Raw genomic sequence first — 20,631 nt, 5'->3', positions numbered from 1 at the left:
TTTCTGGCGCCTGCCTTTTTTTTAGGTTGTGCGACCCTTGCTCCAGAAGAAAAGAATGTGGCCAGCACCGTTATCATGGAACCCGGCGCGCTGGAAGCGAAAAGCGCGGGCTTCCGGCTGATTGGCAGGGTATCGGTGAAAGAAGGCAGAGACGGTTTTTCCGGTGGAGTTCAGTGGCGCCACATGCAGGACGGCGATCAAATTCTCCTTCTCTCCCCCATAGGTCAGGCTGTCGGACAGATTGAGCGCTCAACCGATGGTGTGTCTCTCATAACTGCCGAGCAGGAACATTATTACGCCGATAATGTGGAAGAACTCACAGAACGGGTATTGGGCTGGCGCTTGCCGCTCTCCGGTTTGCAGTACTGGGTGCAAGGCACGAATTCGCCCGACACGCCATCCGAAATCGACCTTGATATCATGGGCCGCGTGGCAGCCATTCGTCAGGACGGATGGGAGATCGCCTATTCAGGCTACTCGCCGGTGGTAGCTGCTGAAACTCCACAGTCAGAGGCTGAGCGTGCCAGACTGCTGACACTTAACCGTAACGGTTTGCGGATAAGGCTGGTAATAGATGAATGGAATACTGTCAACGACTGAAGCGGATTCGCAGGTGGAACTGACCTGTCCCGCCCCTGCCAAACTCAATCTGTTCCTGCATGTAGTGGGACGCAGGGAGGATGGGTACCATCTTCTGCAAACCGTTTTCCGTTTGGTGGATTTCGCCGACCAGCTCCATTTCGGGCTGCGCGCGGACGGTGTGATCAAGCTGCATACCCCCACTCTAGGCGTGCCGGAAGAGCAGGATTTGTGCGTGCGCGCGGCAAAGCTGCTGCAACGTGAAAGCGGTGCTCCCTGGGGAGTGGACATTTTTCTGGAAAAACGCATTCCGATGGGCGGCGGCCTGGGAGGCGGCAGTTCGGATGCAGCCACGACATTGCTGGCGCTGAACCGCTTGTGGAAGTTGGGCTGGCGCCGGAATCAGCTTTTGAAACTGGCCCCGGAGCTGGGGGCGGACGTTCCCGTATTTGTTTTCGGTGAAAATGCCTTTGCCGAAGGCATCGGCGAAAAACTCCTGCCGATCGCGCTACCCCCGGCATGGTACCTGATACTCACGCCGCCAGTGCATGTCTCAACGGCACAGGTTTTTTCGAGTAAGGAATTGACACGAAACACGATTCCGATCAAAATACCGCCCTTTTCCACCGAGCAAGGGCATAATGATCTCGAGCCGGTGGTATGTGCTTCATACCCCGAGGTAGCACGCCATCTCAAGTGGCTGCGGCAGCTCGAAGGCGCAAGGATGGCCGCCATGACGGGTTCAGGCGCGTGCGTTTTTGCTGAGTTTGTGACCGAATCCGGGGCCAGAACGGCACTAGGGAAGGTTCCATACGGTATGAAGGGTTTTGTGGCGCAGGGACTTGATCGCCATCCCTTGCATGATTTTGCAGAACAATAATTGGGGAGTCGCCAAGTGGTAAGGCACCGGATTTTGATTCCGGCATTCGTAGGTTCGATCCCTACCTCCCCAGCCAGTTTTCAACTCCATGATTCGTCCAGGCTGGCCTGCCGCCAGTTCCTGTTCGCTTCCATGAATTCCCCATCTGCCGGTTCCGCGTTTTCGGACTTTTAGGTTTCCTCATGGCCTACGATAGCTTGATGGTTTTCACGGGCAACGCCAATCCCAAGCTGGCGCAGGATGTCGTGCGGCATCTCAATCTTCGCATCGGCCGTGCCACGGTTGGCCGCTTCAGCGATGGTGAAGTAATGGTAGAAATCCTCGAGAATGTCCGCGGCAAGGATGTATTCGTCCTGCAATCCACCTGCATGCCCACCAACGATACGCTGATGGAATTGCTGGTGCTGGTGGATGCGCTCAAGCGCGCCTCGGCGACGCGCATCACTGCCGCTATGCCTTATTTCGGGTATGCGCGCCAGGACCGGCGCCCGCGCTCGGTGCGGGTACCCATCACGGCCAAGGTAGTGGCAAACATGCTGACCAGTGTCGGCATAGACCGGTTGCTGACGATGGATCTGCATTCGGATCAGATCCAGGGGTTTTTTGACATCCCGGTGGATAACATCTACAGCATGCCGATCCTGCTGGGCGATCTCTGGAAAAATGATTTCAAGAATCTGGTGGTGGTTTCTCCTGATGTGGGTGGAGTAGTGCGCGCACGCCAGATGGCCAAACGGCTCGAGTGCGATCTTGCGATCATAGACAAACGGCGTCCCAAAGCGAATGTAGCAAAGGTGATGAACATCATCGGCGAGGTAGACGGGCGCACCTGTGTGATCATGGACGACATGGTGGATACTGCCAATACACTGTGCGAAGCAGCGCGTGCGCTCAAGGAGCAGGGAGCAGAACGTGTGCTGGCTTATTGCACGCATCCGGTGCTGTCGGGCAGTGCCGTGGAGCGGATCGAGAGTTCCGCCCTGGACAAGCTCGTTGTCACCGACACCATTCCGCTGCGGGAGGATGCCAGGGCATGTGCCCGCATAGAGCAGTTGAGCGTGGCAAGCCTGCTCGCGGAAACGATGCTCAGGATCAGTAACGAAGACTCCGTAAGTTCGCTTTTCATGGAGTAACGCGAATTCCACGCTTTGCAATATGGTATGAAGAAGCAAAACCGGGAAGCACGGCTGATTGAGAATAGCCTGATGATTTGAATAGATAGCGCAATATACAAGTTTATTAATCGGATTCATCTGGTCGCGGATGATCCACATTCTGGAGAAAGTAGATGCAAATTGAAATCAGCGCCGATAAGCGCGAATTGCAGGGCAAAGGTGCGAGCCGCCGCCTGCGGGGTTCCGGCAAGGTGCCGGGAATCATCTATGGTGGAGAAAACCCGGCGCAGCCGATCGAACTCGATCACAACAATCTTTATCACCAGCTCAAACTGGAAGCCTTTCATGCTTCCATCCTGACGATGAGTGTGGAGGGGCAGAAAGAAAAGGTGCTGCTGCGGGATATACAGATGCACCCCTTCAAGCCCCAGGTGCTGCATATCGACTTTCAGCGCGTCGCTTCGAACAAGAAAATCCATATGAAAGTGCCCTTGCACTTCATCAACGAAGATATTGCCCCAGGGGTGAAACTGGCTGGCGGGCTGGTAAGCCGCGTGCTTACCGAGCTGGATGTTTCCTGCCTGCCAAAGGATCTGCCTGAATTCATTTCCGTCGATGTGGGTGAACTTGCAGCCGGCAATACCATACATCTGAGCAACCTGCAGTTGCCTGAAGGGGTTGAAATTCCGGCGCTGATGAAAGGTGAAGACCTGCCCGTGGCGACCATCGCCATTCCGCGTGGGGTAGCGGCTGAGGAAGGGGCCGGGGGTGTGGCAGCGGGAGACATACCCACCTCCGTACAGAAGAAAGAAGGCGTCGCCAAGGAAGGCGAGAAAAAAGACGCCGGAAAGAAAAAGTAAGACCGCGGGGGGCGGAGCAGTGCCTTCCGCAGGAAGGGGCGACCCCGGAGCGGGCCTTGAGCATCTCCTTAGTTCGCTGGCATCCGCAAGTCGTATCGCATTGGTTTTTCAGCCCGTTGGGGTCATTGTGGCTTCGCGGGCTTTTCGTTTTAATGATTCGGGTCTTATCCAGTGAAACTCATCGTCGGCCTTGGCAATCCGGGTAGGGAATATGCGGCAACCCGCCATAATGCTGGCGCCTGGTGGGTAGTGCGCCTGGCGGATCAATTGGGTGTCACGCTGAAGGCGGATGCCAAGTTTCACGGCTTATGCGCTCGTATCGGGCGGGGCGATTCTGAATCGTGGCTGCTCAATCCCCAGACTTATATGAATGCCAGCGGAAGGGCAGTGGCTGCATTGTGCCGTTTCTACCGGATTCAACCTGAACAGATGCTCGTAGTGCACGACGAACTGGATTTGCCACCGGGCGTCTCCCGGCTGAAGCTCGACGGGGGGCTGGGCGGTCACAATGGTTTGAAAGACATTGTCACGCATCTCGGCACCAGGGAGTTCTGGCGCTTGCGGATCGGCATCGGCCATCCGGGAGAAAAGCATGCCGTCGTGAATTACGTATTGCAGCCTCCGCGCAAGGAAGAAGCGGCGCTGATCGACTTGGCCATAAACGACAGCCTGGAAGTCTGGCCCCTCATCGCAGAAGGCAATTATCAGGCCGCAATGATGAAGCTGCATACCCAGAAGCAAAGCTGATATTTCAAGGTTGCCATGGGGTCAGGGACAGTTTCGTTCCTCTTGATTCTATCTTCTCCCCCATTCACCCTGAGCTTGTGGAAGGGTCGCATGGCGTTCGGAAAGGCCCGTCAGGGAGGATGATCAAAAAACGGGGATTTGGCCTGCTGACCGGGAATGACGGAACAAACTCTCATACCCCTTTAACCATTACAGCCCGTCTTAAAACGAGTAATCAAATCAAACCATGAGCCTGAAATGCGGTATTGTTGGCTTGCCCAACGTCGGAAAATCCACCCTCTTCAATGCCCTCACCAAGGCTGGCATAGCTGCCGAGAATTACCCCTTCTGCACCATCGAACCAAATGTCGGCATCGTCGAAGTTCCCGACTCTCGTCTGACTGAACTTGCTGCGATCGTCAAGCCGCAAAAGGTGCAGTCCGCAGTGGTTGAATTCGTCGATATTGCCGGTCTTGTCGCAGGTGCCTCGAAGGGAGAGGGGTTGGGCAACAAGTTTCTTGCCACCATCCGTGAAACCGACGGTATTATCAACATGGTGCGCTGCTTCAAGAATGACAACGTGGTGCACGTCTCCGGCAAGGTCGATCCCATCTCGGATATCGAAACCATCCAGACCGAACTGGCACTCGCCGATCTGGCAACCGTCGAAAAGGTGGTGCAACGGGAAACCAAGCTTGCTAGGTCCGGGGACAAGGAAGCGGTCAAGTTCGTGGCGTTGCTGGAAAGGGTAAGAAAACACCTAGACCAGGGTAAGCCGGTCAGAAGCCTTGGACTGGATAGAGAACAACAGGAACTGCTCAAACCGCTATGCCTGCTCACCGCCAAACCCGCCATTTATGTAGCGAACGTGGACGAAAAAGGGTTCACCGGTAATCCGCTGCTGGCACGGGTGGAAGAATATGCGGCAGGCGAGGGCGCACCTGTCGTTGCGATCTGTGCCGCTCTCGAATCCGAAATTGCCGAGATGCCGGATGAGGACAAGCAGGTTTTTCTCGCCGATATGAACCTGGAAGAACCGGGACTCAATCGCCTGGTGCGTGCTGCCTATCAATTGCTCGGGTTGCAGACCTACTTTACCGCCGGGGTGAAAGAGGTGCGCGCCTGGACTATATCAAAAGGGGATACTGCGCCCCAGGCGGCTGCTGTCATCCATACCGATTTCGAAAAGGGCTTTATCCGCGCCGAGGTCATCAGCTATGACGACTTCGTTATCTGCAAAGGCGAGCAGGGCGCCAAGGAAGCAGGCAAGATGCGGCTGGAAGGCAAGGAGTATGTTGTCAAGGATGGGGACGTGATGCATTTTAGGTTTAATGTCTAGCCTGAGTCCTTGTCTTATAGCGTCCAACGCCATACAGGAGAAATAAAAGGCCCAGTAAAAACTGGGCTTTGTTGTTTTATGTAGCCCAATAGGGCATTTAAGGCCGACGGGCAGGTGTGCCAAAGTCCAATGGAACCCGTTCAGCAATAAAAACTAGAATGAAATGTAGGAAAATTGTTTTAAGTTGTTGCTCATCAAACTTTCACCTCCGAGTACTGTGTGATAACGATTGAAACAGGACGCCTTGCGCCAGAACCCAATGACAAGCTTTCGATTGAATTAAAACGTTTTGCGTTCGAGCATTATGGCAATTGCACCAAATGTGGATACCAGTTCAAGGAGTTGGAAGTCTCACATTGGGGATTTGACAGCATTGGCCACCCGATGTACGTATGTGAAGACTGCGCTCCATATCTAGCGGAACCCGTATGGCGTGAATGTTTCATGGCTCACTCTTATATCTTATAAAGTGCCAGAGGAAGAAAGCGTGCTATGGAGATATATAGACTTCACAAAGTTCGTTAGCCTTCTCGCCACAAAGGCCTTATATTTTCCAAGCGCCGTTTGTTTTGATGATATTTGGGAGGGAGCAAAAGGGTTACGAAAGAATAAATGGTTATGGGACGAGTTTTTTCTGAAGGATTTTCGTCGCTCACTTCGCACTATTCCTACCAATATTCGCCCACCCCTATCAGATGAGGAGGTCGAGTCTGAGGCCGTAAGATTGCTGCGCCAGCTTGAAGAAGGTGGGGAACTTGATCGAAAAAAAACGTTTATAAGTTGCTGGCACGAGAACGAGTTTGAATCGGAAGCGATGTGGAAGCTCTATTCATCTTCGATGAATAATGGGATTGCTATAAGAACGACATACAAACGCCTCTACCATGCCCTGGGTAGGGATCCGGAAATCAAGATTGGCAGAGTCCAGTATGTCGATTTGCACCGTGATTTCGTGGACGTGAACGATGCGTTTTGGCGAAAACAGAAATCATTCGAATATGAACGAGAGGTACGTGCATTGTTGATGAAGCCAGAACATGGTGGCTTAGGTTTGGCAATTCCATGCAACGTAGAGAAACTTATAGAGCGAGTAATTGTTTCACCTCGTGCTCCAGCATGGTTTCTGGAGTTGGTTGATAACGTAAGTACGACTTATGGGTTAAGACTGCCGATAGAACAGTCATCATTGATTCAAGAGGCGTTCTTCTAGAAGAATGATGGACTTGTATTGGAGGATTCTCATACGTGCGAATTTTTTTCTACGCTCGATAGCATGGGGGAGAGGACGCCTTGCTGCGGAAGCCCCTACTTAATGGGTTGATGAAGCTCCAGTTCGGTAAAAGCGGGTATAAAGTGGGATCGCTGAATACGTGATCTATAGTCGGTGGGTTTCAGAGCGCAATTACTGTTTAATGCCTAGCTCTATTGACATACTGCCTTTAGCAAGGCAGAAGTATGGTGAGTAAGAAGAATTCGGTTTCGTTGAGCACAGCAATCGTTCTCAAAGCAGTACTGTTTGCTGCCGAGAAGCACAAGAACCAGCGACGCAAGAGCTGAAGCCTCGCCGTAGTCAACCATCCTATTGCGTTCGCCAACGTACTCGCCGATGAGGGCGGGACTGATGAAGCCGATGTGCTTTGTGCGGCCTTGTTGCACAATACTGTCGAAGATACGGAAACATCCGCAGAGGAATTGAAAGTATTGTTCGGTCAGGATGTGGTGCCCATTGTCCTCGGGGTCACTGACGATAAGTCTTTGCCCAAAGAGGTTCCCAAGCAAGCCCAGATTGATAACGCCCCTCCCCTATCGCGCGAAGCTAAGATCGTGCAGCTGGCCGACAAGATTTGCCATCTCCGAGATATTCTGGCAGCACTGCCCGCTGACTGGTCGGCAGAACGAAAGCGCGATTACTTTTCCTGGGTGGGAAAGGTTGTTGCCGGGATCCAGGGCGTCCATCCACAGCTTGAAGCTGTCTTCGATGCACTGGTCGAACGCCAGCGTGAAATCTGCTGAACCCTGTGAATATAATGACCTCGCGAGCAAGCAGACTTGGTGATGGAGATGGATATCCGTTTATTCAATCCTCCAGAGCAGGGTCTTTCTTTATTTCTGTGGGGGGAGTAGATTTTTCCTTGCCTTTGCGCACGCGTTCGAGCACGTCTGCCGCGAGGAAGTAATCTTCCATGTCGTCAAGCCCGCGTTCGATGATTTCCCGAAGATAGAAAGCCTTGGAACGTCCCGTTTGTGCGGCGAGGAAGTTCAACCGCTCCTCGATCTCGGGGGTAAGGCGAATTGAAGTGGGCATGGGTATTATCCCTGGATTAAATGCGGGTATTCATTGTATCTGAATTTCTGGTCTGACACTTTCTTGTCCATGAGCAGCAATAACAGGCTATATACCCTAGAATTAAAAATGCCCGAACAATGTCAAAGCCAAAAAGGGGGATGAAATGATATATAAAGTTCTCATCACGCCTGTTGAGCCGTCTATTGATGACCGTCCCAATTTCAGCGGCCTTCTTGCCGATTATGAAATTGAAGCCAATTCGAAGACCGAGGCTGAAGAAGTGGCCTTTATCCGGTTTTGCCAGGAGAGTCCCTTTCGCTCCCATAATCGGGACGATTATACGATCAGCGTGAACTGAAGCAGCGGGCTTGGCTTGCGGCAAGGGGAAGAAGGTGGCATCGATCGCAGGTCAGGTTCCGGCTGACAATAATGCAGAAGGTAATTTACCGGGCGTAGCCCGAACTACTACTCCCTGTTGTTCTGCCCGTTCATACTACGCGCATCACGCGCTCTTGAAATTATCCTCTTGTAATTATCGCAAGCACCCATATTTTCCTGACAGGAGGCATGGAATCCCAGAAAGGGTATCCCTCAGGTTGCCAAGGTATTGGCCGTAGTCATACGAGAGTTGGTTGCCTCGGCCCAGGCAGGATGGGTAAGAAGTGTTGTCAGCGTAAAGGGTGCTGGTCCGGATAACCGGGGTGACAGCGCTTTCTCCTGGCCACAAACCATCGGCATAGCCGGATCTGCCTCCTTTGTTTGAATCGCTCGAGTTGAGGTGAGCAAAGAGGCTGCCGTGCGGGACAGGGCAGTAACTTGTTCGGGGGCTCCTTAAGGTATAATCCCGTTTTTTTCGTTCAGCTTTCTTTGTTGGAGGATTGTCATGCCGATCTATGAATACCGGTGTGGGTCTTGTGGTTTCGAAAAGGAATATCTGCAAAAGGTGAGTGATGCGCCGGTGGCAGCTTGTCCCGCCTGTGGCAGCGATGCGTTTAACAAACTTATTTCGGCTGCGGGTTTTCAGTTGAAGGGCAACGGCTGGTACGTCACCGATTTCAAGAACAAGAACGGCGGGCAGTCCAAGCCCAAGGCCGATGCGGATACGTGCATGGCGAAGAGCGAGAGCGCTCCGGTCGGGGATAGTGCATGTCCCGCCTGCACGACTGACTGACGAGTGACGGATCGGGCTGATTAATGACATGAAACGCTATTTCATCACCGGGCTGCTCATATGGGTACCTCTGGGTATTACTGCCTGGGCGTTGAAATTCCTGATCAGCACCATGGATCAGTCGCTGTTGCTCCTGCCGTCGAGCATGCGTCCCGAAAACCTCGTAGGCATATACATTCCCGGGGTGGGCACGGTGCTGACGCTGCTGGTTGTTTTCCTTACCGGCATCTTCACCACCAACATCATCGGGCAGCGGCTGGTGATTTTCTGGGAAGGCGTGTTATGGCGCATCCCGGTCGTGAAATCGATTTATTACGGCGTGAAGCAGGTCAGCGACACGCTGTTTTCAAGCCAGGGGGAAGCCTTTCGCAAGGCGTTGCTGGTGCAGTACCCGCGCGAGGGTTCCTGGACCATCGCCTTCATGACGGGCTATCCAGGTGGGGATGTAGTTAATCACCTCACGGGAGAGTATGTGAGCGTCTACGTGCCGACCACGCCCAATCCAACCTCCGGCTTCTTTCTGATGATGCCACGCACCGATGTAATCGAGCTCGACATGAGCGTGGATGCGGCATTGAAATATATAATCTCGATGGGCGTCGTTACTCCCACCAACGGCAAGAAGCCGGCGGAGCCGCAGGCAGTGCTGCTGCATCCCCAAGGTTCCGCCAGTTCCGCATCGAGCGACAAACCCTGATTCCTTTTTTCTGATTACCGATCTTCCATGCGCACCAATTACTGCGGCCTTATCGACGTCCAATATCTGGATCAGACTGTGATCCTGTACGGCTGGGTGCACCGGCGCCGCGACCATGGAGGTGTCATTTTCGTGGACCTGCGGGATCGCGAGGGCCTGGTGCAGGTGGTGTGCGATCCCGATAACCCCACTGCTTTCCAGGTCGCGGAAAAAATCCGCAACGAGTTTGTGGTCAAGATTACCGGGCGGGTGCGACATCGTCCGCCGGGGACCGTCAACCCCAATCTCATCAGCGGGGAAATAGAGGTGTTGGTGAGCTCGATCGACATCCTCAATGCTTCCCTGACGCCCCCGTTCCTGATGGACGACGAAAACCTGAGCGAAGCCACACGGCTGGAGCACCGCTATCTGGATCTGCGGCGTCCGCAGATGCAGGAAAACCTGCGGCTGCGCTACAAGGTAGCGATGGCAGTCCGGCTGTTTCTCGACCAGCATGGATTCATCGACGTGGAAACGCCGATGCTCACCAAATCGACCCCCGAGGGCGCGCGCGATTACCTCGTGCCGTCACGCGTCAACACTGGGCATTTTTTTGCACTGCCGCAGTCGCCGCAACTGTTCAAGCAGTTGCTGATGGTTTCCGGGTTCGACCGCTATTATCAGATTACCAAATGCTTTCGTGACGAGGATCTGCGGGCTGACCGCCAGCCCGAATTCACCCAGATCGATATCGAGACATCCTTTCTGGATGAATCACAAATCATGCAGATGATGGAAGGGATGATCTGCAAAGTCTTCAAAAGCGTGAGGAATATCGATCTACCCAGCCCCTTTCCACGCCTGACGCATGCCGAAGCGATGTCGAAATATGGCTCGGACAAGCCTGACATGCGCGTGCCGCTGGTTCTGACGGAACTCACCGATGTAATGCAGGAGGTGGAGTTCAAGGTGTTCCGGGAAGCCGCGCTCAGAACGGGTGGGCGTGTAGCGGCATTGCGCGTGCCTGAAGGTGGGGCCTTGTCGCGTAAAGAGATTGATGATTACACCAGTTTTGTCGCGATATACGGGGCGAAGGGGCTCGCATACATCAAGGTCAATGCGCTGGAAAAAGGCGTGGACGGCCTCCAGTCGCCCATACTGAAATTCCTCCCTGAGAATGTGATTCAGATCATTCTCGAGCGCACGGGTGCGAAGGATGGCGATCTCATCTTCTTTGGCGCGGACAAGGCCCAGGTGGTGAATGAGGCACTGGGTGCATTGCGTGCCCGGGTCGGCCATGATCGCGGCTTGGCGGAATCGGGGTGGAAGCCTTTATGGGTGATGGATTTTCCCATGTTCGAGCGCGACGAAGAGGAAAACCGCTGGAAGGCCTTGCATCATCCCTTTACTTCTCCTGCCGAGGGTCACGAGGACCTGCTTGAGACCGATCCCGAAAAGGCCTTATCCAAGGCTTACGATATGGTGCTGAATGGTTCCGAGATTGGCGGCGGTTCCGTACGTATTCATCGCCAGGAAGTACAGTCGAAGGTATTTCGCGCCTTGAATATTGGAGCGGACGAGGCAAACGAAAAATTCGGCTTTTTGCTCGAAGCATTGCAATATGGGGCGCCCCCGCATGGCGGGATTGCGTTCGGCCTCGACCGGATCGTTGCCATGATGGCAGGCGCCGAATCCATCCGTGAGGTCATTGCTTTTCCGAAAACACAGCGCGCGCAATGTCTGCTGACGCATGCGCCCAGTACTGTGGGTGAGAAACAGTTGCGGGAACTTCACATCAAGCTTCGCCACGCGTAATCCTGGAGGATATAAAGCAAGGGTGCAGGGTGGAAGCGGAGAAGCGTGGAGATTGGGAAAACCATTTTTCCAAAAGCGAAGATTTTCTGATTCCGTTTCTACTCCTGGTGCACGGTAGTGAGAATCTATAAGATTCCGGTTTCCATTCTGGTAATTATCCATACGCCCGACATGCAGATCCTGCTGCTCGAACGGGCGGACCATCCCGGCTACTGGCAATCTGTTACCGGGAGCCAGGACGAAGGCGAGACACTCGTGCAAACGGCGATACGGGAAGTGGCGGAGGAGACCGGGCTGGATGCCAGCCGCTACGAGTTGACCGACTGGAACATTGTGAACGAATATGAAATCTATGAGGAATGGCGCTGGCGTTACGCCCCCGAGGTAACCCATAACACCGAGCATGTCTTTGGCCTGCTTGTGCCGCAACCTGTCCCAGTCTCCGTTGCGGCAAGAGAACATTTGCGTCATGCCTGGCTCCCCTGGCAGGAGGCGGCGGAAAAAGTATTTTCTCCAAGCAATGCCGAAGCGATCAGGAGATTGGCAACAGCTGGCGGTAAAGGTAATAACGGTAATAAAGGGCAGTAAAGAGCAGAAAAAGGCAGTAGGGGTAGTCAGCGGAAGCATCCCCGCGAAAATGAGGAACGAGGAAGCCCGATCGAACCGATGACGGGTGTGCTGGTCCAATGATACTTTTGGAACCTCTACAGTTTCTTATATTACCTGCGGTTTTTAAAGGAAAAACGGAGTAGGCCATGCAAGCAGAAGCCATTGCCTTTGAACGTTTCGACAATCTGAATGACGATGACTGCGAGCAACGCATCGTCCAGGCGAAAGCGGCGCTGGGAAAGCGCGCGGTAATACTCGCCCATCATTATCAGCGCCCGGATGTATACAAACACGCCGATCTTACCGGGGATTCCCTGCAGCTCTCGCGTCTTGCGTCGGGGACCGATGCGGATTATCTGGTGTTCTGCGGGGTGCATTTCATGGCTGAAGTGGCCGATATTCTCTCCAAGCCCGAGCAAGTCACCATTCTGCCTGATCTTTCCGCTGGCTGTTCCATGGCGGATATGGCGAGTCTTCTCAAGGTGCAGCGCGCTTGGCATGAACTCTCGGAAGTGCTCGATCCCGATGAAGTGGTCACGCCGGTAACTTACATCAACTCTGCCGCTGATCTCAAGGCTTTCTGCGGTGAGCACGGTGGCATTGTCTGCACATCCAGCAATGCCATGAAAATTTTGCAGTGGTCCTTTTCCCGCAGGGAAAAAGTACTGTTTTTTCCGGATCAGCACCTGGGGCGCTGGAGCGGCCACAAGCTGGGCATTTCACTCGAACAGATGGCGGTATGGGATTTCGATGAGCCCATGGGCGGGCTTTCGCCCGAGCAGATCAGGAATGCGAAAATCCTCTTGTGGAAGGGACATTGCTCCGTGCACCAGATGTTCCAGCCACAGCACATCCTTCGTTTTCGCAACCAGCACCCCGAGGGGAAAGTGATTTCGCATCCCGAGTGCAGTTTCGAGGTATGTAAAAACTCGGATTACGTTGGCTCCACCGACTATATCATCAAGACCATCCGGGAAGCGGAGCCAGGAACACGCTGGCTGGTGGGGACGGAGCTGAACCTGGTCAATCGTATTGCCGAGGAGTTCAAGGTCCAGGGAAAAATCGTCCAGTTCATGGCATCGACGATCTGCATGTGTTCCACCATGGCGCGCATCGATCCGCAGCACTTGGCCTGGGCGCTGGAAAACCTGGTTGCGGGGAAGGTGGTGAATCAGATCAAAGTGCCGGCAGCCGATGCAGTTCTGGCGAAACGTGCCCTGGAGCGCATGCTTGAGGTTTCGCGATAATGAAAAAATACAATTGCGCTCCGTCCCGTTCGTCATATGCTCAATAAGCTGCATATTGCTACCTACAACATTCACAAAGGGTTTTCTCATTTCAATCGGCGGGTCATGGTGCATCAGCTGCGCGACAGCTTGCGCGCGCTCAACGCCGATATCATTTTTTTGCAGGAAGTGGTTGGCGAGCACAAGGGTCACGGAGCTCGTTTCGAGAATTGGCCGGAGAGTCCCCAGTACGAGTTCCTGGCTGATTCGATCTGGACGGATTTTGCCTACGGAAAAAATGCGGTCTACGATGAGGGTCACCACGGCAACGCAATCCTGAGCCGCTATCCCATTCTGCGGTGGGACAACGTGGATGTTTCGGCGCATCGTTTCGAAAGGCGCGGCTTGCTTCACTGTGAAATAGGCATTCCGCAATGGCGGAAAAATCTTCACTGCATCTGCGTACACCTCGGGCTATTCAAAAGAGGCCGTTCCCGTCAGTTACAGTTACTGGAAAAGCATATCGAGGAACTGGTACCCCAAGACGCGCCGCTGGTTATCGCCGGGGATTTCAACGATTGGCGCGAAGTAGCCAGTCGTATCCTGGTCCAGCGGCTTGCCCTAGCGGAAGTCTTCGAGTTGACCGAAGGAAGGCCGGCGCGTACCTATCCCTCCACGTTGCCGTTGTTCCGGCTTGACCGCATTTATGTGCGGGGTTTTCATATCGAAAAGGCACAAGTGCACCAGGGGCACCCCTGGTCCAAGATCTCCGATCACGCAGTCCTCTCGGCGCAGATGATCCTCAGATAATGCCTCCTGCATCGCACAGCGAGATCGACGCGGTTGCCGCCCTCCTGAAAAAAGGAGGCGTTGTCGCTTTCCCGACAGAAACCGTGTATGGCCTTGGGGCTGAGGTTTCCAATCCTTCTGCAGTCGCGCGCATATTTGAAATCAAGAGGCGTCCTCTGGATCATCCCCTCATTGTCCATTTCGCCGATGCGTCCCGGTTATCGCATTGGGCGCGGGAGGTGCCACAGCAGGCGTGGCGGCTGGCTGAGTGCTTCTGGCCAGGCCCTTTGACCCTGATACTGCCACGTAGTCGCCATGTGCCGGAAAATGTGACAGGCGGTCAGGATACAGTGGGATTGCGCGTTCCTGATCATCCCGTAGCGCTTGCCTTGCTGAGGGAGCTGGGGCCCGACAGAGCACTTGCCGCTCCGTCAGCGAATCGTTTCGGCCATGTCAGTCCGACAACGGCAGCGCATGTGCGTGAGGAGTTTGGCGACGAGCTGGACATGGTTCTGGATGGCGGGCCGTGCCAGGTGGGCCTGGAAAGTACTATTGTGGGTTTTGAAGGCCAAACCGCGGTTATATTGCGGCCAGGCGGCATCCAGTTGGCAGCGCTGGCGGAAGTATTGGATGGAAATGTGGTGCTTTCCCAAGAGGCAGAACGTTCTGTACGCGTACCGGGCGCTCTCCCTTCGCATTACGCCCCCGTGACGCCGCTCGAGCTCCTGCCAGCGGATCACTTATGGCAGCGTGCTTTGGAGCTGGAAGCAAAAGGTAGGCAGGTAGCAGTCATGGGTTGGCGGCGGCGAGAGCATTCTCTACCCAGGCATCGTCCGGAAAATGAACTGGTCGTATTTTCCGCGATGCCTGAGGAACCGGAGGAATATGCGCGTCAGTTGTATGCCACCTTGCGCCGGTTCGATCGGGAACACTTCGATCGGTTGTTGGTGGAGAAGCCGCCCGAGACGGCGGCCTGGGTGGCAATCGCGGACCGGCTGCAGCGCGCGAGCAGCAGGACATACTCCGGTGCGAATGCAGTACTAACGGGTGAGCAAAGCAGTTCATCCCGAACGCGGGAGGATGAGAATGAAACCATTTATGGGCAAACTGGATAAATATTGATTTTATGGATAGCAAAGTTCGCGCAGTATTGTTTGATGTGGATGGTACGCTGGCTGATACGGAGCGTGATGGTCATCGCCCCGCTTTTAATGCCGCATTTCAGGAACTCGGCCTCGATTGGGAGTGGGATGTCGATCTTTACGGCAAGTTGCTGGAAATTACAGGTGGTAAAGAGCGCATCCTTCATTTCATGGAACATCATGTTCCCGAGGAATTGAACAGAAGTGAATTGGGTGAATGGATCGCGCGCCTGCATAAGATAAAAACCAGGCATTATGTCGGCATGCTGGAAAGTGGCGGTATTCCGCTAAGACCGGGCGTAGCACGCCTCATCCGGCATCTGCGTGACAGAAACATAAAAATCGCGATTGCAACCACCACCACCCCGGAGAACGTGACCGCGCTTTTGAAATCCACCCTGGGGGAAGATTCTCCCGGCTGGTTCGACGTTATCGGGGCAGGAGACATCGTTCCTGGAAAAAAACCGGCACCCGACATCTATCACTGGGTGCTGGATCAACTGAAATTGCCGGCAGAACAGTGCATTGCCGTCGAAGACTCGGAAAACGGGCTGAGAGCATCGCTTGCCGCGGGGCTGGACACAGTGGTTACGGTAAATGGATATACCCGGTTTCAGGATTTCAGGGGGGCGAAGCTTGTCTTATCTGACCTGGGTGAGCCGACGAAGCCTTTCAGCGTGCTGGAAGGAGAGGCAGGAGTGGCAGGAGTGGCAAACGGCATAAACGGCAGCGGCTGGGTGGATGTGGACCTGATGCTGAAGCTTAAGGGGTGAACGCCGTGAGGAAGCGGTCTAAAAGAATTATGTCCAATTCTGCGGACGCTCAATTTGCATTATCCCAAATTGGAATTGTCACCTGGAACAGGTAGTATAGTAAGTTACCAGTGACTTACCCAGGCCCCCAGCCATCCTGACAAGAAGAACAAATGCTGCAAGCCCGCACCATCAACTATTCACGGCGCCTGCTTCAATTTTTTGAAGGGGTGGGTCTCGTCGTGATTGCACTCGCCACCATATTTGCGGGGTATCAGGAAACCATGCTGATGATTCACAACGGCAGAGTGACGCTGGCGGACCTGCTGCTCATGTTTCTCTACCTCGAAATCCTGACGATGGTCGGGCTTTATTTTGAATCGGGCAAGTTGCCGGTAAGGTTTCCCCTCTATATCGCCCTGGTGGCATTGGCGCGTTATATAACCGTGGATGTCAAGGAGATGGACAACATCCGCCTGTTGGGTGTTTCTGCCGCTATCGTGCTGATTGCGCTTGGGGTGCTCGTCATCCGTTACGGACACGTGCGCTATCCCTATGTGGAAGACCTGGAGGAACTGGCAGAGGCGGCTTCCAAGGAAAGAGAACAAAAAATTCGCGATTGATATGGAAGGCCAAATCAACAAGCCCCTGGTAGGTGTCATCATGGGCAGCAGCAGCGATTGGGAGGTCATGAAGCACGCTGCGGAAATATTGAAGAAATTCCATGTGTCTTACGAAGCGGAAGTGGTTTCCGCTCATCGAACCCCTGATCGCATGTTCGAATATGCGGAAACTGCCAGCGAGCGGGGGCTGAAATGCATTATTGCCGGTGCAGGCGGGGCAGCGCATCTTCCGGGAATGGTCGCCGCGAAAACGCTCCTGCCCGTGCTGGGCGTGCCGGTTACTTCCCGGCAGCTTCAAGGGCTGGATTCGCTTTTGTCCATAGTACAAATGCCGAAGGGAGTACCGGTTGCCACCTTCGCCATAGGCGAGGCGGGCGCGGCTAACGCGGGATTGTTTGCCGTTGCGCTGCTGGCAGTGGAAGATGTGGGTTTGGCCAGGCAGCTTGCCGAGTTTCGGGAAACCCAGACCGCAACGGTCGCTTCAATGACCTTGCCACCTTCATGAGTACCCGGCCCGGGGCGATGCTGGGGTTGCTGGGCGGCGGCCAGCTCGGCAGGATGTTCACCATGGCGGCCCAAAGCCTGGGTTACAGCGTGACCGTTCTTGATCCCGAGGAGCGGAGCCCTGCGGGTAGCATCGCTGAGCGCCACCTGCGCGCCGATTACCTCGATCGTGAGGCATTGAATGAGCTCGCATCCACCTGCGCAGGCGTCACCACCGAATTCGAAAACGTACCTGCCGAGGCACTCAAGGTACTGGCTGAACGCTGCATTGTCAGTCCGGCTGCCGAGAGTGTCGCCATCGCACAAGATCGCATTCTGGAGAAGAATTTTCTCGCTGCCAACGGCTTTGGAGTCGCGCCCTATGCGATGATACAGAACGCGCGCACTTCGCAGCATTCGGCCAATTCGGATGGAGTATTACCCCAAAAGCAACCGCAACTTTCTCCTGACCTCTTCCCCGGAATTCTCAAGGTAAGCCGGTTTGGATATGACGGCAAAGGCCAGGTGCGGGTAAGTAATGCATCGGAGCTTGACAGCGCATTTGCAGGTTTGAACGGGGAATCCTGCGTCCTGGAAAAACTGCTGCCCCTGGAGCGCGAGGTATCCGTCATCGTATCCAGGGGATTTGATGGCGAAGTGGTTACTTTTCCCGTATCCGAGAATCAGCACTGCAACGGTATCCTCGACATCAGCATCGTTCCTGCCAGAGTATCGCCTGAAATTGCCCGAAACGCCTGCGATATTGCGATTCGCATTGCCGAGAAGCTGGATTATCGCGGCGTATTATGCGTCGAGTTTTTTGTGCTCGCGGACGGGCGCCTGCTGGTGAATGAGATCGCTCCTCGTCCTCATAATAGCGGACATTACTCGATCAATGCCTGCGTTACCTCTCAATTCGAGCAGCAGGTGCGCATACTTTGCGGAATGCCCCTCGGCAGTACTTCCATGCATGGAGCAGCGGTAATGGTGAATCTGCTGGGGGATCTTTGGCAGAAGGGAGAGCCGGAGTGGGAACAGGTGCTGCGGCATCCTGACGTCAAATTGCATTTATACGGCAAGCGTGACGCCAGACCTGGACGGAAAATGGGACACTATACGATATTGGCAGAAACGACCGATGCCGCGTTGCGGCTTGCGCTGGAAATCAAGCAATCACTGCAACCCTCTCATGGCACTCTTGAAACACATGAGCCTCCCCGGAATGAAAGTCGGAACTGACCAGCCCGCGCTGTTTGAAACGAGCATACGAAGCCTGCCGCTTCTGCATCGTGGAAAGGTACGGGACATCTACGGCGTGGATGAAGACAAGCTTTTGATCGTCCAGACAGACCGGCTTTCCGCATTCGACGTGATCCTGCCTACTCCCGTACCCGGCAAGGGGAGGCTGCTGACCGCCTTGTCCAGTTTCTGGTTTGAAAAACTGGAGCATATCGTTCCCAACCATCTTACCTACATCGCACCCGAATCCGTGGTAACGGAAGACGAGCGCGGGCAGGTGACCGGGCGGGCGTTTGTAGTAAAGCGGCTCAGACCCCTTCCGATCGAGGCAATCGTGCGGGGTTACGTCGTTGGCTCCGGCTGGAAGGATTACAAAAAAACCGGCATGATTTGCGGTATTCCACTCCCTGCCGGATTGGAGGAAGCCGGCAGGATACCGGGCGGAGCCCTCTTTACCCCCTCGACCAAAGCTGCCCAGGGTGCCCATGATGAAAATATCCCGTTTGCGGAGGCGCAAAAGCTGTTGGGGGAACCGCTGGCTGCGCAGGTGCGGGATATAGCATTGGCTTTGTATACCCAGGCCGCGGATTATGCGATCACAAAAGGCATTATTATCGCCGACACCAAGTTCGAATTCGGTCAGGATCAGACCGGCAGACTCTATCTCATCGATGAGGCGCTTACGCCCGATTCATCGCGCTTCTGGCCTGCCGAGCGGTACGCGCCGGGGAGAAACCCGCCGAGCTATGACAAACAATTCGTGCGTGACTGGCTTGAGACGCAGAACTGGAACAAGAAAGCACCCGCTCCAGCCTTGCCCCCCGAGGTGCTCGCCAAAACAGCGGAAAAGTACCGGGAAGCCCTGCATCGCCTGGTGGGCTAGAAAAGTCGTAGCAACATCCTCGTCCCCAGCAGATAAAGCAGCACTACAAAAATTTTCCTGAGCGTGGCCGTTTGCATGACGTGCGTCGTTTTTGCACCAATGGGTGCGGTCAGCGTGCTGCCCAGGACGATCCAGCCCAATGCCGGCAGGTAAACGTATCCCAGGCTGTATTCCGGCAGCGGTTGGGGCTGCGCCATGCCATTGATCATATAGCCGATACCTCCAGCCACAGCGATGGGGAAACCTACCGCGGCAGCGGTACCGATGGCATGTTGCAGCTTCACGTTGCACAGGGAGAGAAACGGGATCGTCAGCAGGCCTCCTCCGATTGCAACAAAGCTGGAAATCGCGCCAATGACGCTTCCCGCAACAAGCATGCCGAGCCTTCCCGGAAGCATGTGGCTGGGTTTGGGGCGGATATTGAGCAACATCTGCGTCGCCGCGTAATAAATGAAGACGACAAAAACGATGCTGAGAAAGCGGCTGGATAGCATGCTCACTACCGTTGCGCCTCCAAGCGTCCCTAGGATGATTCCCGGCGTAATGAATTTCACGACTTGCCAGTTCACTGCACCGTGAACATGATGGGTGCGCAGACTGGCGGCCGAGGAGAAAATGATGGCCGCCATCGTGGTGCCGAGAGCGAGGTGAAGGATGCGGTCCGGAGGGAAGTCCTGGGCAGCAAAAATAAAGGTAAGCACGGGGACGATGACCAGACCGCCCCCTATCCCCAGCAGGCCGGCAAAGAAGCCGACCACGGTGCCCAACATCAGATATGCCGGCCACCACTCCACGTCAAGCTATACCGCTGCAGATACCGGGATTCGAAATTGTACAACAGTTGTTCAACCTGGAAATCTTCCGGGAGTCTGTCATTACAGAATTCCCATGATGAAATCCCACTCTGCCGGATCGATCGGTGTAATAGACAGGCGGTTGCCTTTTTGCAGGATACGCATGTTCGCAAGCTCGGGATAGCTGCGTAACTCCTTGATGCCGACCAGGCGGGTTTTTCTGACCAGGCGCACATTCACATTGAACCAGCGCGGATTTTCCGGAGTGGCTTTCGGATCGAAATATTTATTCTCCCGCTCGAACTGGGTAGCGTCCGGGTAGGCCAGCTTGCTCACCTCCGCAAGCCCGGCGATTCCCGGCTCCTCACAGGTCGAGTGGTAGAAAAAAACTCCGTCACCGACGCGCATCTGGTCACGCATGAAATTTCGCGCCTGATAATTGCGCACCCCATACCACGCCACCGTCTGATCGGGCATCGAGGCGAGGTCGTCAATACTTACGTCGGAAGGTTCCGATTTCATCAGCCAGTAACGCATTTCCATCATTAACTATACTTAGGTCAGAATTCAGCACTTGAAGTTGAAGGAGCCATGAGCTTTATGAGCTTTGTGTCAGCAAGATTCCCCCAGGCGAAATTTCCCT

At 54.5% G+C, this 20,631-nt stretch carries 24 protein-coding genes, 1 tRNA gene and 1 pseudogene; 22 read left to right on the top strand and 4 right to left on the bottom strand.

What is annotated here, in order from left to right:
* Positions 1 to 57: 57 nt before the first annotated feature.
* The 9 genes and pseudogenes from lolB to BMY01_RS02435 all read left to right on the top strand — a co-directional run.
* Complete coding sequence (gene lolB, locus BMY01_RS02475; protein WP_175463194.1) at positions 58 to 600, top strand: lipoprotein insertase outer membrane protein LolB; 543 nt, start codon at positions 58 to 60, stop codon at positions 598 to 600.
* A complete protein-coding gene (ispE, locus tag BMY01_RS02470) occupies positions 575 to 1,459 on the top strand; it encodes a 4-(cytidine 5'-diphospho)-2-C-methyl-D-erythritol kinase (RefSeq protein ID WP_074744022.1) in 885 nt (294 codons plus the stop codon). The genes lolB and ispE overlap by 26 nt, the downstream gene beginning before the upstream one ends.
* A 1-nt stretch (position 1,460) precedes the next feature.
* A tRNA-Gln gene (locus BMY01_RS02465) sits at positions 1,461 to 1,535 on the top strand.
* Positions 1,536 to 1,641: 106 nt separating this feature from the next.
* Positions 1,642 to 2,592, top strand: a complete 951-nt coding sequence (locus tag BMY01_RS02460; protein ID WP_074744020.1) for a ribose-phosphate pyrophosphokinase — start codon at positions 1,642 to 1,644, stop codon at positions 2,590 to 2,592.
* Between the two features lie 155 nt (positions 2,593 to 2,747).
* On the top strand, positions 2,748 to 3,434 hold the full coding sequence (locus BMY01_RS02455) for a 50S ribosomal protein L25/general stress protein Ctc (RefSeq protein WP_074744018.1): 687 nt from the start codon (positions 2,748 to 2,750) through the stop codon (positions 3,432 to 3,434).
* Positions 3,435 to 3,605: 171 nt separating this feature from the next.
* Positions 3,606 to 4,181, top strand: coding sequence for an aminoacyl-tRNA hydrolase (gene pth / locus BMY01_RS02450; protein ID WP_074744016.1), 576 nt, complete (start codon positions 3,606 to 3,608; stop codon positions 4,179 to 4,181).
* 226 nt (positions 4,182 to 4,407) lie between these two features.
* Complete coding sequence (gene ychF, locus BMY01_RS02445) at positions 4,408 to 5,499, top strand: redox-regulated ATPase YchF (protein WP_074744014.1); 1,092 nt, start codon at positions 4,408 to 4,410, stop codon at positions 5,497 to 5,499.
* A 433-nt stretch (positions 5,500 to 5,932) separates the two neighbouring features.
* The gene (locus BMY01_RS02440) at positions 5,933 to 6,709 is read left to right on the top strand and encodes a hypothetical protein (RefSeq protein WP_217638604.1); all 777 of its coding nucleotides are present in this window, start codon (positions 5,933 to 5,935) and stop codon (positions 6,707 to 6,709) included.
* 368 nt (positions 6,710 to 7,077) lie between these two features.
* Positions 7,078 to 7,512 (top strand): annotated as a pseudogene (locus BMY01_RS02435) (HD domain-containing protein); the annotation flags it as partial.
* Between the two features lie 64 nt (positions 7,513 to 7,576).
* Here the strand turns inward: BMY01_RS02435 and relB are convergent.
* A complete protein-coding gene (relB, locus tag BMY01_RS02430; RefSeq protein ID WP_074744012.1) occupies positions 7,577 to 7,804 on the bottom strand; it encodes a type II toxin-antitoxin system RelB family antitoxin in 228 nt (75 codons plus the stop codon).
* Positions 7,805 to 7,949: 145 nt separating this feature from the next.
* Here relB and BMY01_RS02425 point away from each other — a divergent pair, with 145 nt between their 5' ends.
* On the top strand, positions 7,950 to 8,144 hold the full coding sequence (locus BMY01_RS02425) for a hypothetical protein (RefSeq protein ID WP_074744010.1): 195 nt from the start codon (positions 7,950 to 7,952) through the stop codon (positions 8,142 to 8,144).
* Positions 8,145 to 8,377: 233 nt separating this feature from the next.
* On the opposite strand, the gene BMY01_RS17700 is transcribed toward BMY01_RS02425, so the two are convergent.
* Positions 8,378 to 8,524 (bottom strand): hypothetical protein, encoded by a 147-nt coding sequence (locus BMY01_RS17700; protein ID WP_175463193.1) that lies wholly within the window; start codon positions 8,522 to 8,524, stop codon positions 8,378 to 8,380.
* A gap of 145 nt (positions 8,525 to 8,669) precedes the next feature.
* Here BMY01_RS17700 and BMY01_RS02420 point away from each other — a divergent pair, with 145 nt between their 5' ends.
* From BMY01_RS02420 to BMY01_RS02365, 12 genes are all read left to right on the top strand, one after another.
* Positions 8,670 to 8,957, top strand: a complete 288-nt coding sequence (locus BMY01_RS02420; protein ID WP_074744008.1) for an FmdB family zinc ribbon protein — start codon at positions 8,670 to 8,672, stop codon at positions 8,955 to 8,957.
* Between the two features lie 28 nt (positions 8,958 to 8,985).
* Positions 8,986 to 9,654, top strand: coding sequence for a DUF502 domain-containing protein (locus tag BMY01_RS02415; RefSeq protein ID WP_074744006.1), 669 nt, complete (start codon positions 8,986 to 8,988; stop codon positions 9,652 to 9,654).
* Between the two features lie 27 nt (positions 9,655 to 9,681).
* Entirely contained in the window at positions 9,682 to 11,448 is a 1,767-nt protein-coding gene (gene aspS, locus BMY01_RS02410) for an aspartate--tRNA ligase (RefSeq protein ID WP_074744004.1), read from the top strand.
* Positions 11,449 to 11,565: 117 nt separating this feature from the next.
* Complete coding sequence (gene nudB / locus BMY01_RS02405) at positions 11,566 to 12,036, top strand: dihydroneopterin triphosphate diphosphatase (protein ID WP_175463192.1); 471 nt, start codon at positions 11,566 to 11,568, stop codon at positions 12,034 to 12,036.
* Positions 12,037 to 12,203: 167 nt separating this feature from the next.
* Positions 12,204 to 13,304, top strand: coding sequence for a quinolinate synthase NadA (gene nadA, locus BMY01_RS02400; RefSeq protein ID WP_074744002.1), 1,101 nt, complete (start codon positions 12,204 to 12,206; stop codon positions 13,302 to 13,304).
* Between the two features lie 36 nt (positions 13,305 to 13,340).
* Positions 13,341 to 14,093 carry an endonuclease/exonuclease/phosphatase family protein gene (locus BMY01_RS02395; protein ID WP_074744000.1) on the top strand — a complete coding sequence of 251 codons (753 nt, stop codon included), beginning with the start codon at positions 13,341 to 13,343 and terminating at the stop codon, positions 14,091 to 14,093.
* The gene (locus BMY01_RS02390) at positions 14,093 to 15,187 is read left to right on the top strand and encodes an L-threonylcarbamoyladenylate synthase (protein ID WP_074743998.1); all 1,095 of its coding nucleotides are present in this window, start codon (positions 14,093 to 14,095) and stop codon (positions 15,185 to 15,187) included. The genes BMY01_RS02395 and BMY01_RS02390 overlap by 1 nt, the downstream gene beginning before the upstream one ends.
* An 11-nt stretch (positions 15,188 to 15,198) precedes the next feature.
* Positions 15,199 to 15,987: an HAD family hydrolase gene (locus BMY01_RS02385; protein ID WP_074743996.1), complete on the top strand. Its 789-nt coding sequence runs from the start codon at positions 15,199 to 15,201 to the stop codon at positions 15,985 to 15,987.
* 152 nt (positions 15,988 to 16,139) lie between these two features.
* Complete coding sequence (locus tag BMY01_RS02380; protein ID WP_074705561.1) at positions 16,140 to 16,589, top strand: phosphate-starvation-inducible protein PsiE; 450 nt, start codon at positions 16,140 to 16,142, stop codon at positions 16,587 to 16,589.
* Between the two features lies 1 nt (position 16,590).
* Entirely contained in the window at positions 16,591 to 17,094 is a 504-nt protein-coding gene (gene purE, locus BMY01_RS02375; protein WP_074743994.1) for a 5-(carboxyamino)imidazole ribonucleotide mutase, read from the top strand.
* Positions 17,091 to 18,311, top strand: coding sequence for a 5-(carboxyamino)imidazole ribonucleotide synthase (locus tag BMY01_RS02370; RefSeq protein ID WP_074743993.1), 1,221 nt, complete (start codon positions 17,091 to 17,093; stop codon positions 18,309 to 18,311). The genes purE and BMY01_RS02370 overlap by 4 nt, the downstream gene beginning before the upstream one ends.
* Positions 18,295 to 19,194, top strand: a complete 900-nt coding sequence (locus BMY01_RS02365; RefSeq protein ID WP_074743992.1) for a phosphoribosylaminoimidazolesuccinocarboxamide synthase — start codon at positions 18,295 to 18,297, stop codon at positions 19,192 to 19,194. Before BMY01_RS02370 ends, BMY01_RS02365 begins: the two co-directional genes overlap by 17 nt.
* Here BMY01_RS02365 and BMY01_RS02360 read toward each other — a convergent pair.
* Together BMY01_RS02360 and BMY01_RS02355 are read right to left on the bottom strand one after the other, a co-directional pair.
* Positions 19,191 to 19,988 (bottom strand): sulfite exporter TauE/SafE family protein, encoded by a 798-nt coding sequence (locus tag BMY01_RS02360; protein WP_074743991.1) that lies wholly within the window; start codon positions 19,986 to 19,988, stop codon positions 19,191 to 19,193. The genes BMY01_RS02365 and BMY01_RS02360 overlap by 4 nt on opposite strands.
* 81 nt (positions 19,989 to 20,069) lie before the next feature.
* The gene (locus BMY01_RS02355) at positions 20,070 to 20,525 is read right to left on the bottom strand and encodes an EVE domain-containing protein (protein ID WP_074744516.1); all 456 of its coding nucleotides are present in this window, start codon (positions 20,523 to 20,525) and stop codon (positions 20,070 to 20,072) included.
* Positions 20,526 to 20,631: the final 106 nt, after the last annotated feature.

The organism is Nitrosospira multiformis, from assembly GCF_900110185.1.
Taxonomy (GTDB): Bacteria; Pseudomonadota; Gammaproteobacteria; order Burkholderiales; family Nitrosomonadaceae; genus Nitrosospira; species Nitrosospira multiformis_A.
This window is presented reverse-complemented; position numbering and strand designations above follow the sequence as displayed.

Coding starts and splice junctions, on each gene's coding strand:
- ispE (WP_074744022.1), top strand. CDS start 575: ATGAATGGAATACTGTCAACGACTGAAGCGGATTCGCAGGTGGAACTG.
- BMY01_RS02460 (WP_074744020.1), top strand. CDS start 1,642: ATGGCCTACGATAGCTTGATGGTTTTCACGGGCAACGCCAATCCCAAG.
- BMY01_RS02455 (WP_074744018.1), top strand. CDS start 2,748: ATGCAAATTGAAATCAGCGCCGATAAGCGCGAATTGCAGGGCAAAGGT.
- ychF (WP_074744014.1), top strand. CDS start 4,408: ATGAGCCTGAAATGCGGTATTGTTGGCTTGCCCAACGTCGGAAAATCC.
- relB (WP_074744012.1), bottom strand. CDS start 7,804: ATGCCCACTTCAATTCGCCTTACCCCCGAGATCGAGGAGCGGTTGAAC.
- BMY01_RS02425 (WP_074744010.1), top strand. CDS start 7,950: ATGATATATAAAGTTCTCATCACGCCTGTTGAGCCGTCTATTGATGAC.
- BMY01_RS17700 (WP_175463193.1), bottom strand. CDS start 8,524: ATGCCGATGGTTTGTGGCCAGGAGAAAGCGCTGTCACCCCGGTTATCC.
- BMY01_RS02420 (WP_074744008.1), top strand. CDS start 8,670: ATGCCGATCTATGAATACCGGTGTGGGTCTTGTGGTTTCGAAAAGGAA.
- BMY01_RS02415 (WP_074744006.1), top strand. CDS start 8,986: ATGAAACGCTATTTCATCACCGGGCTGCTCATATGGGTACCTCTGGGT.
- aspS (WP_074744004.1), top strand. CDS start 9,682: ATGCGCACCAATTACTGCGGCCTTATCGACGTCCAATATCTGGATCAG.
- nadA (WP_074744002.1), top strand. CDS start 12,204: ATGCAAGCAGAAGCCATTGCCTTTGAACGTTTCGACAATCTGAATGAC.
- BMY01_RS02395 (WP_074744000.1), top strand. CDS start 13,341: ATGCTCAATAAGCTGCATATTGCTACCTACAACATTCACAAAGGGTTT.
- BMY01_RS02390 (WP_074743998.1), top strand. CDS start 14,093: ATGCCTCCTGCATCGCACAGCGAGATCGACGCGGTTGCCGCCCTCCTG.
- BMY01_RS02385 (WP_074743996.1), top strand. CDS start 15,199: ATGGATAGCAAAGTTCGCGCAGTATTGTTTGATGTGGATGGTACGCTG.
- BMY01_RS02380 (WP_074705561.1), top strand. CDS start 16,140: ATGCTGCAAGCCCGCACCATCAACTATTCACGGCGCCTGCTTCAATTT.
- purE (WP_074743994.1), top strand. CDS start 16,591: ATGGAAGGCCAAATCAACAAGCCCCTGGTAGGTGTCATCATGGGCAGC.
- BMY01_RS02370 (WP_074743993.1), top strand. CDS start 17,091: ATGAGTACCCGGCCCGGGGCGATGCTGGGGTTGCTGGGCGGCGGCCAG.
- BMY01_RS02365 (WP_074743992.1), top strand. CDS start 18,295: ATGAAAGTCGGAACTGACCAGCCCGCGCTGTTTGAAACGAGCATACGA.
- BMY01_RS02355 (WP_074744516.1), bottom strand. CDS start 20,525: ATGCGTTACTGGCTGATGAAATCGGAACCTTCCGACGTAAGTATTGAC.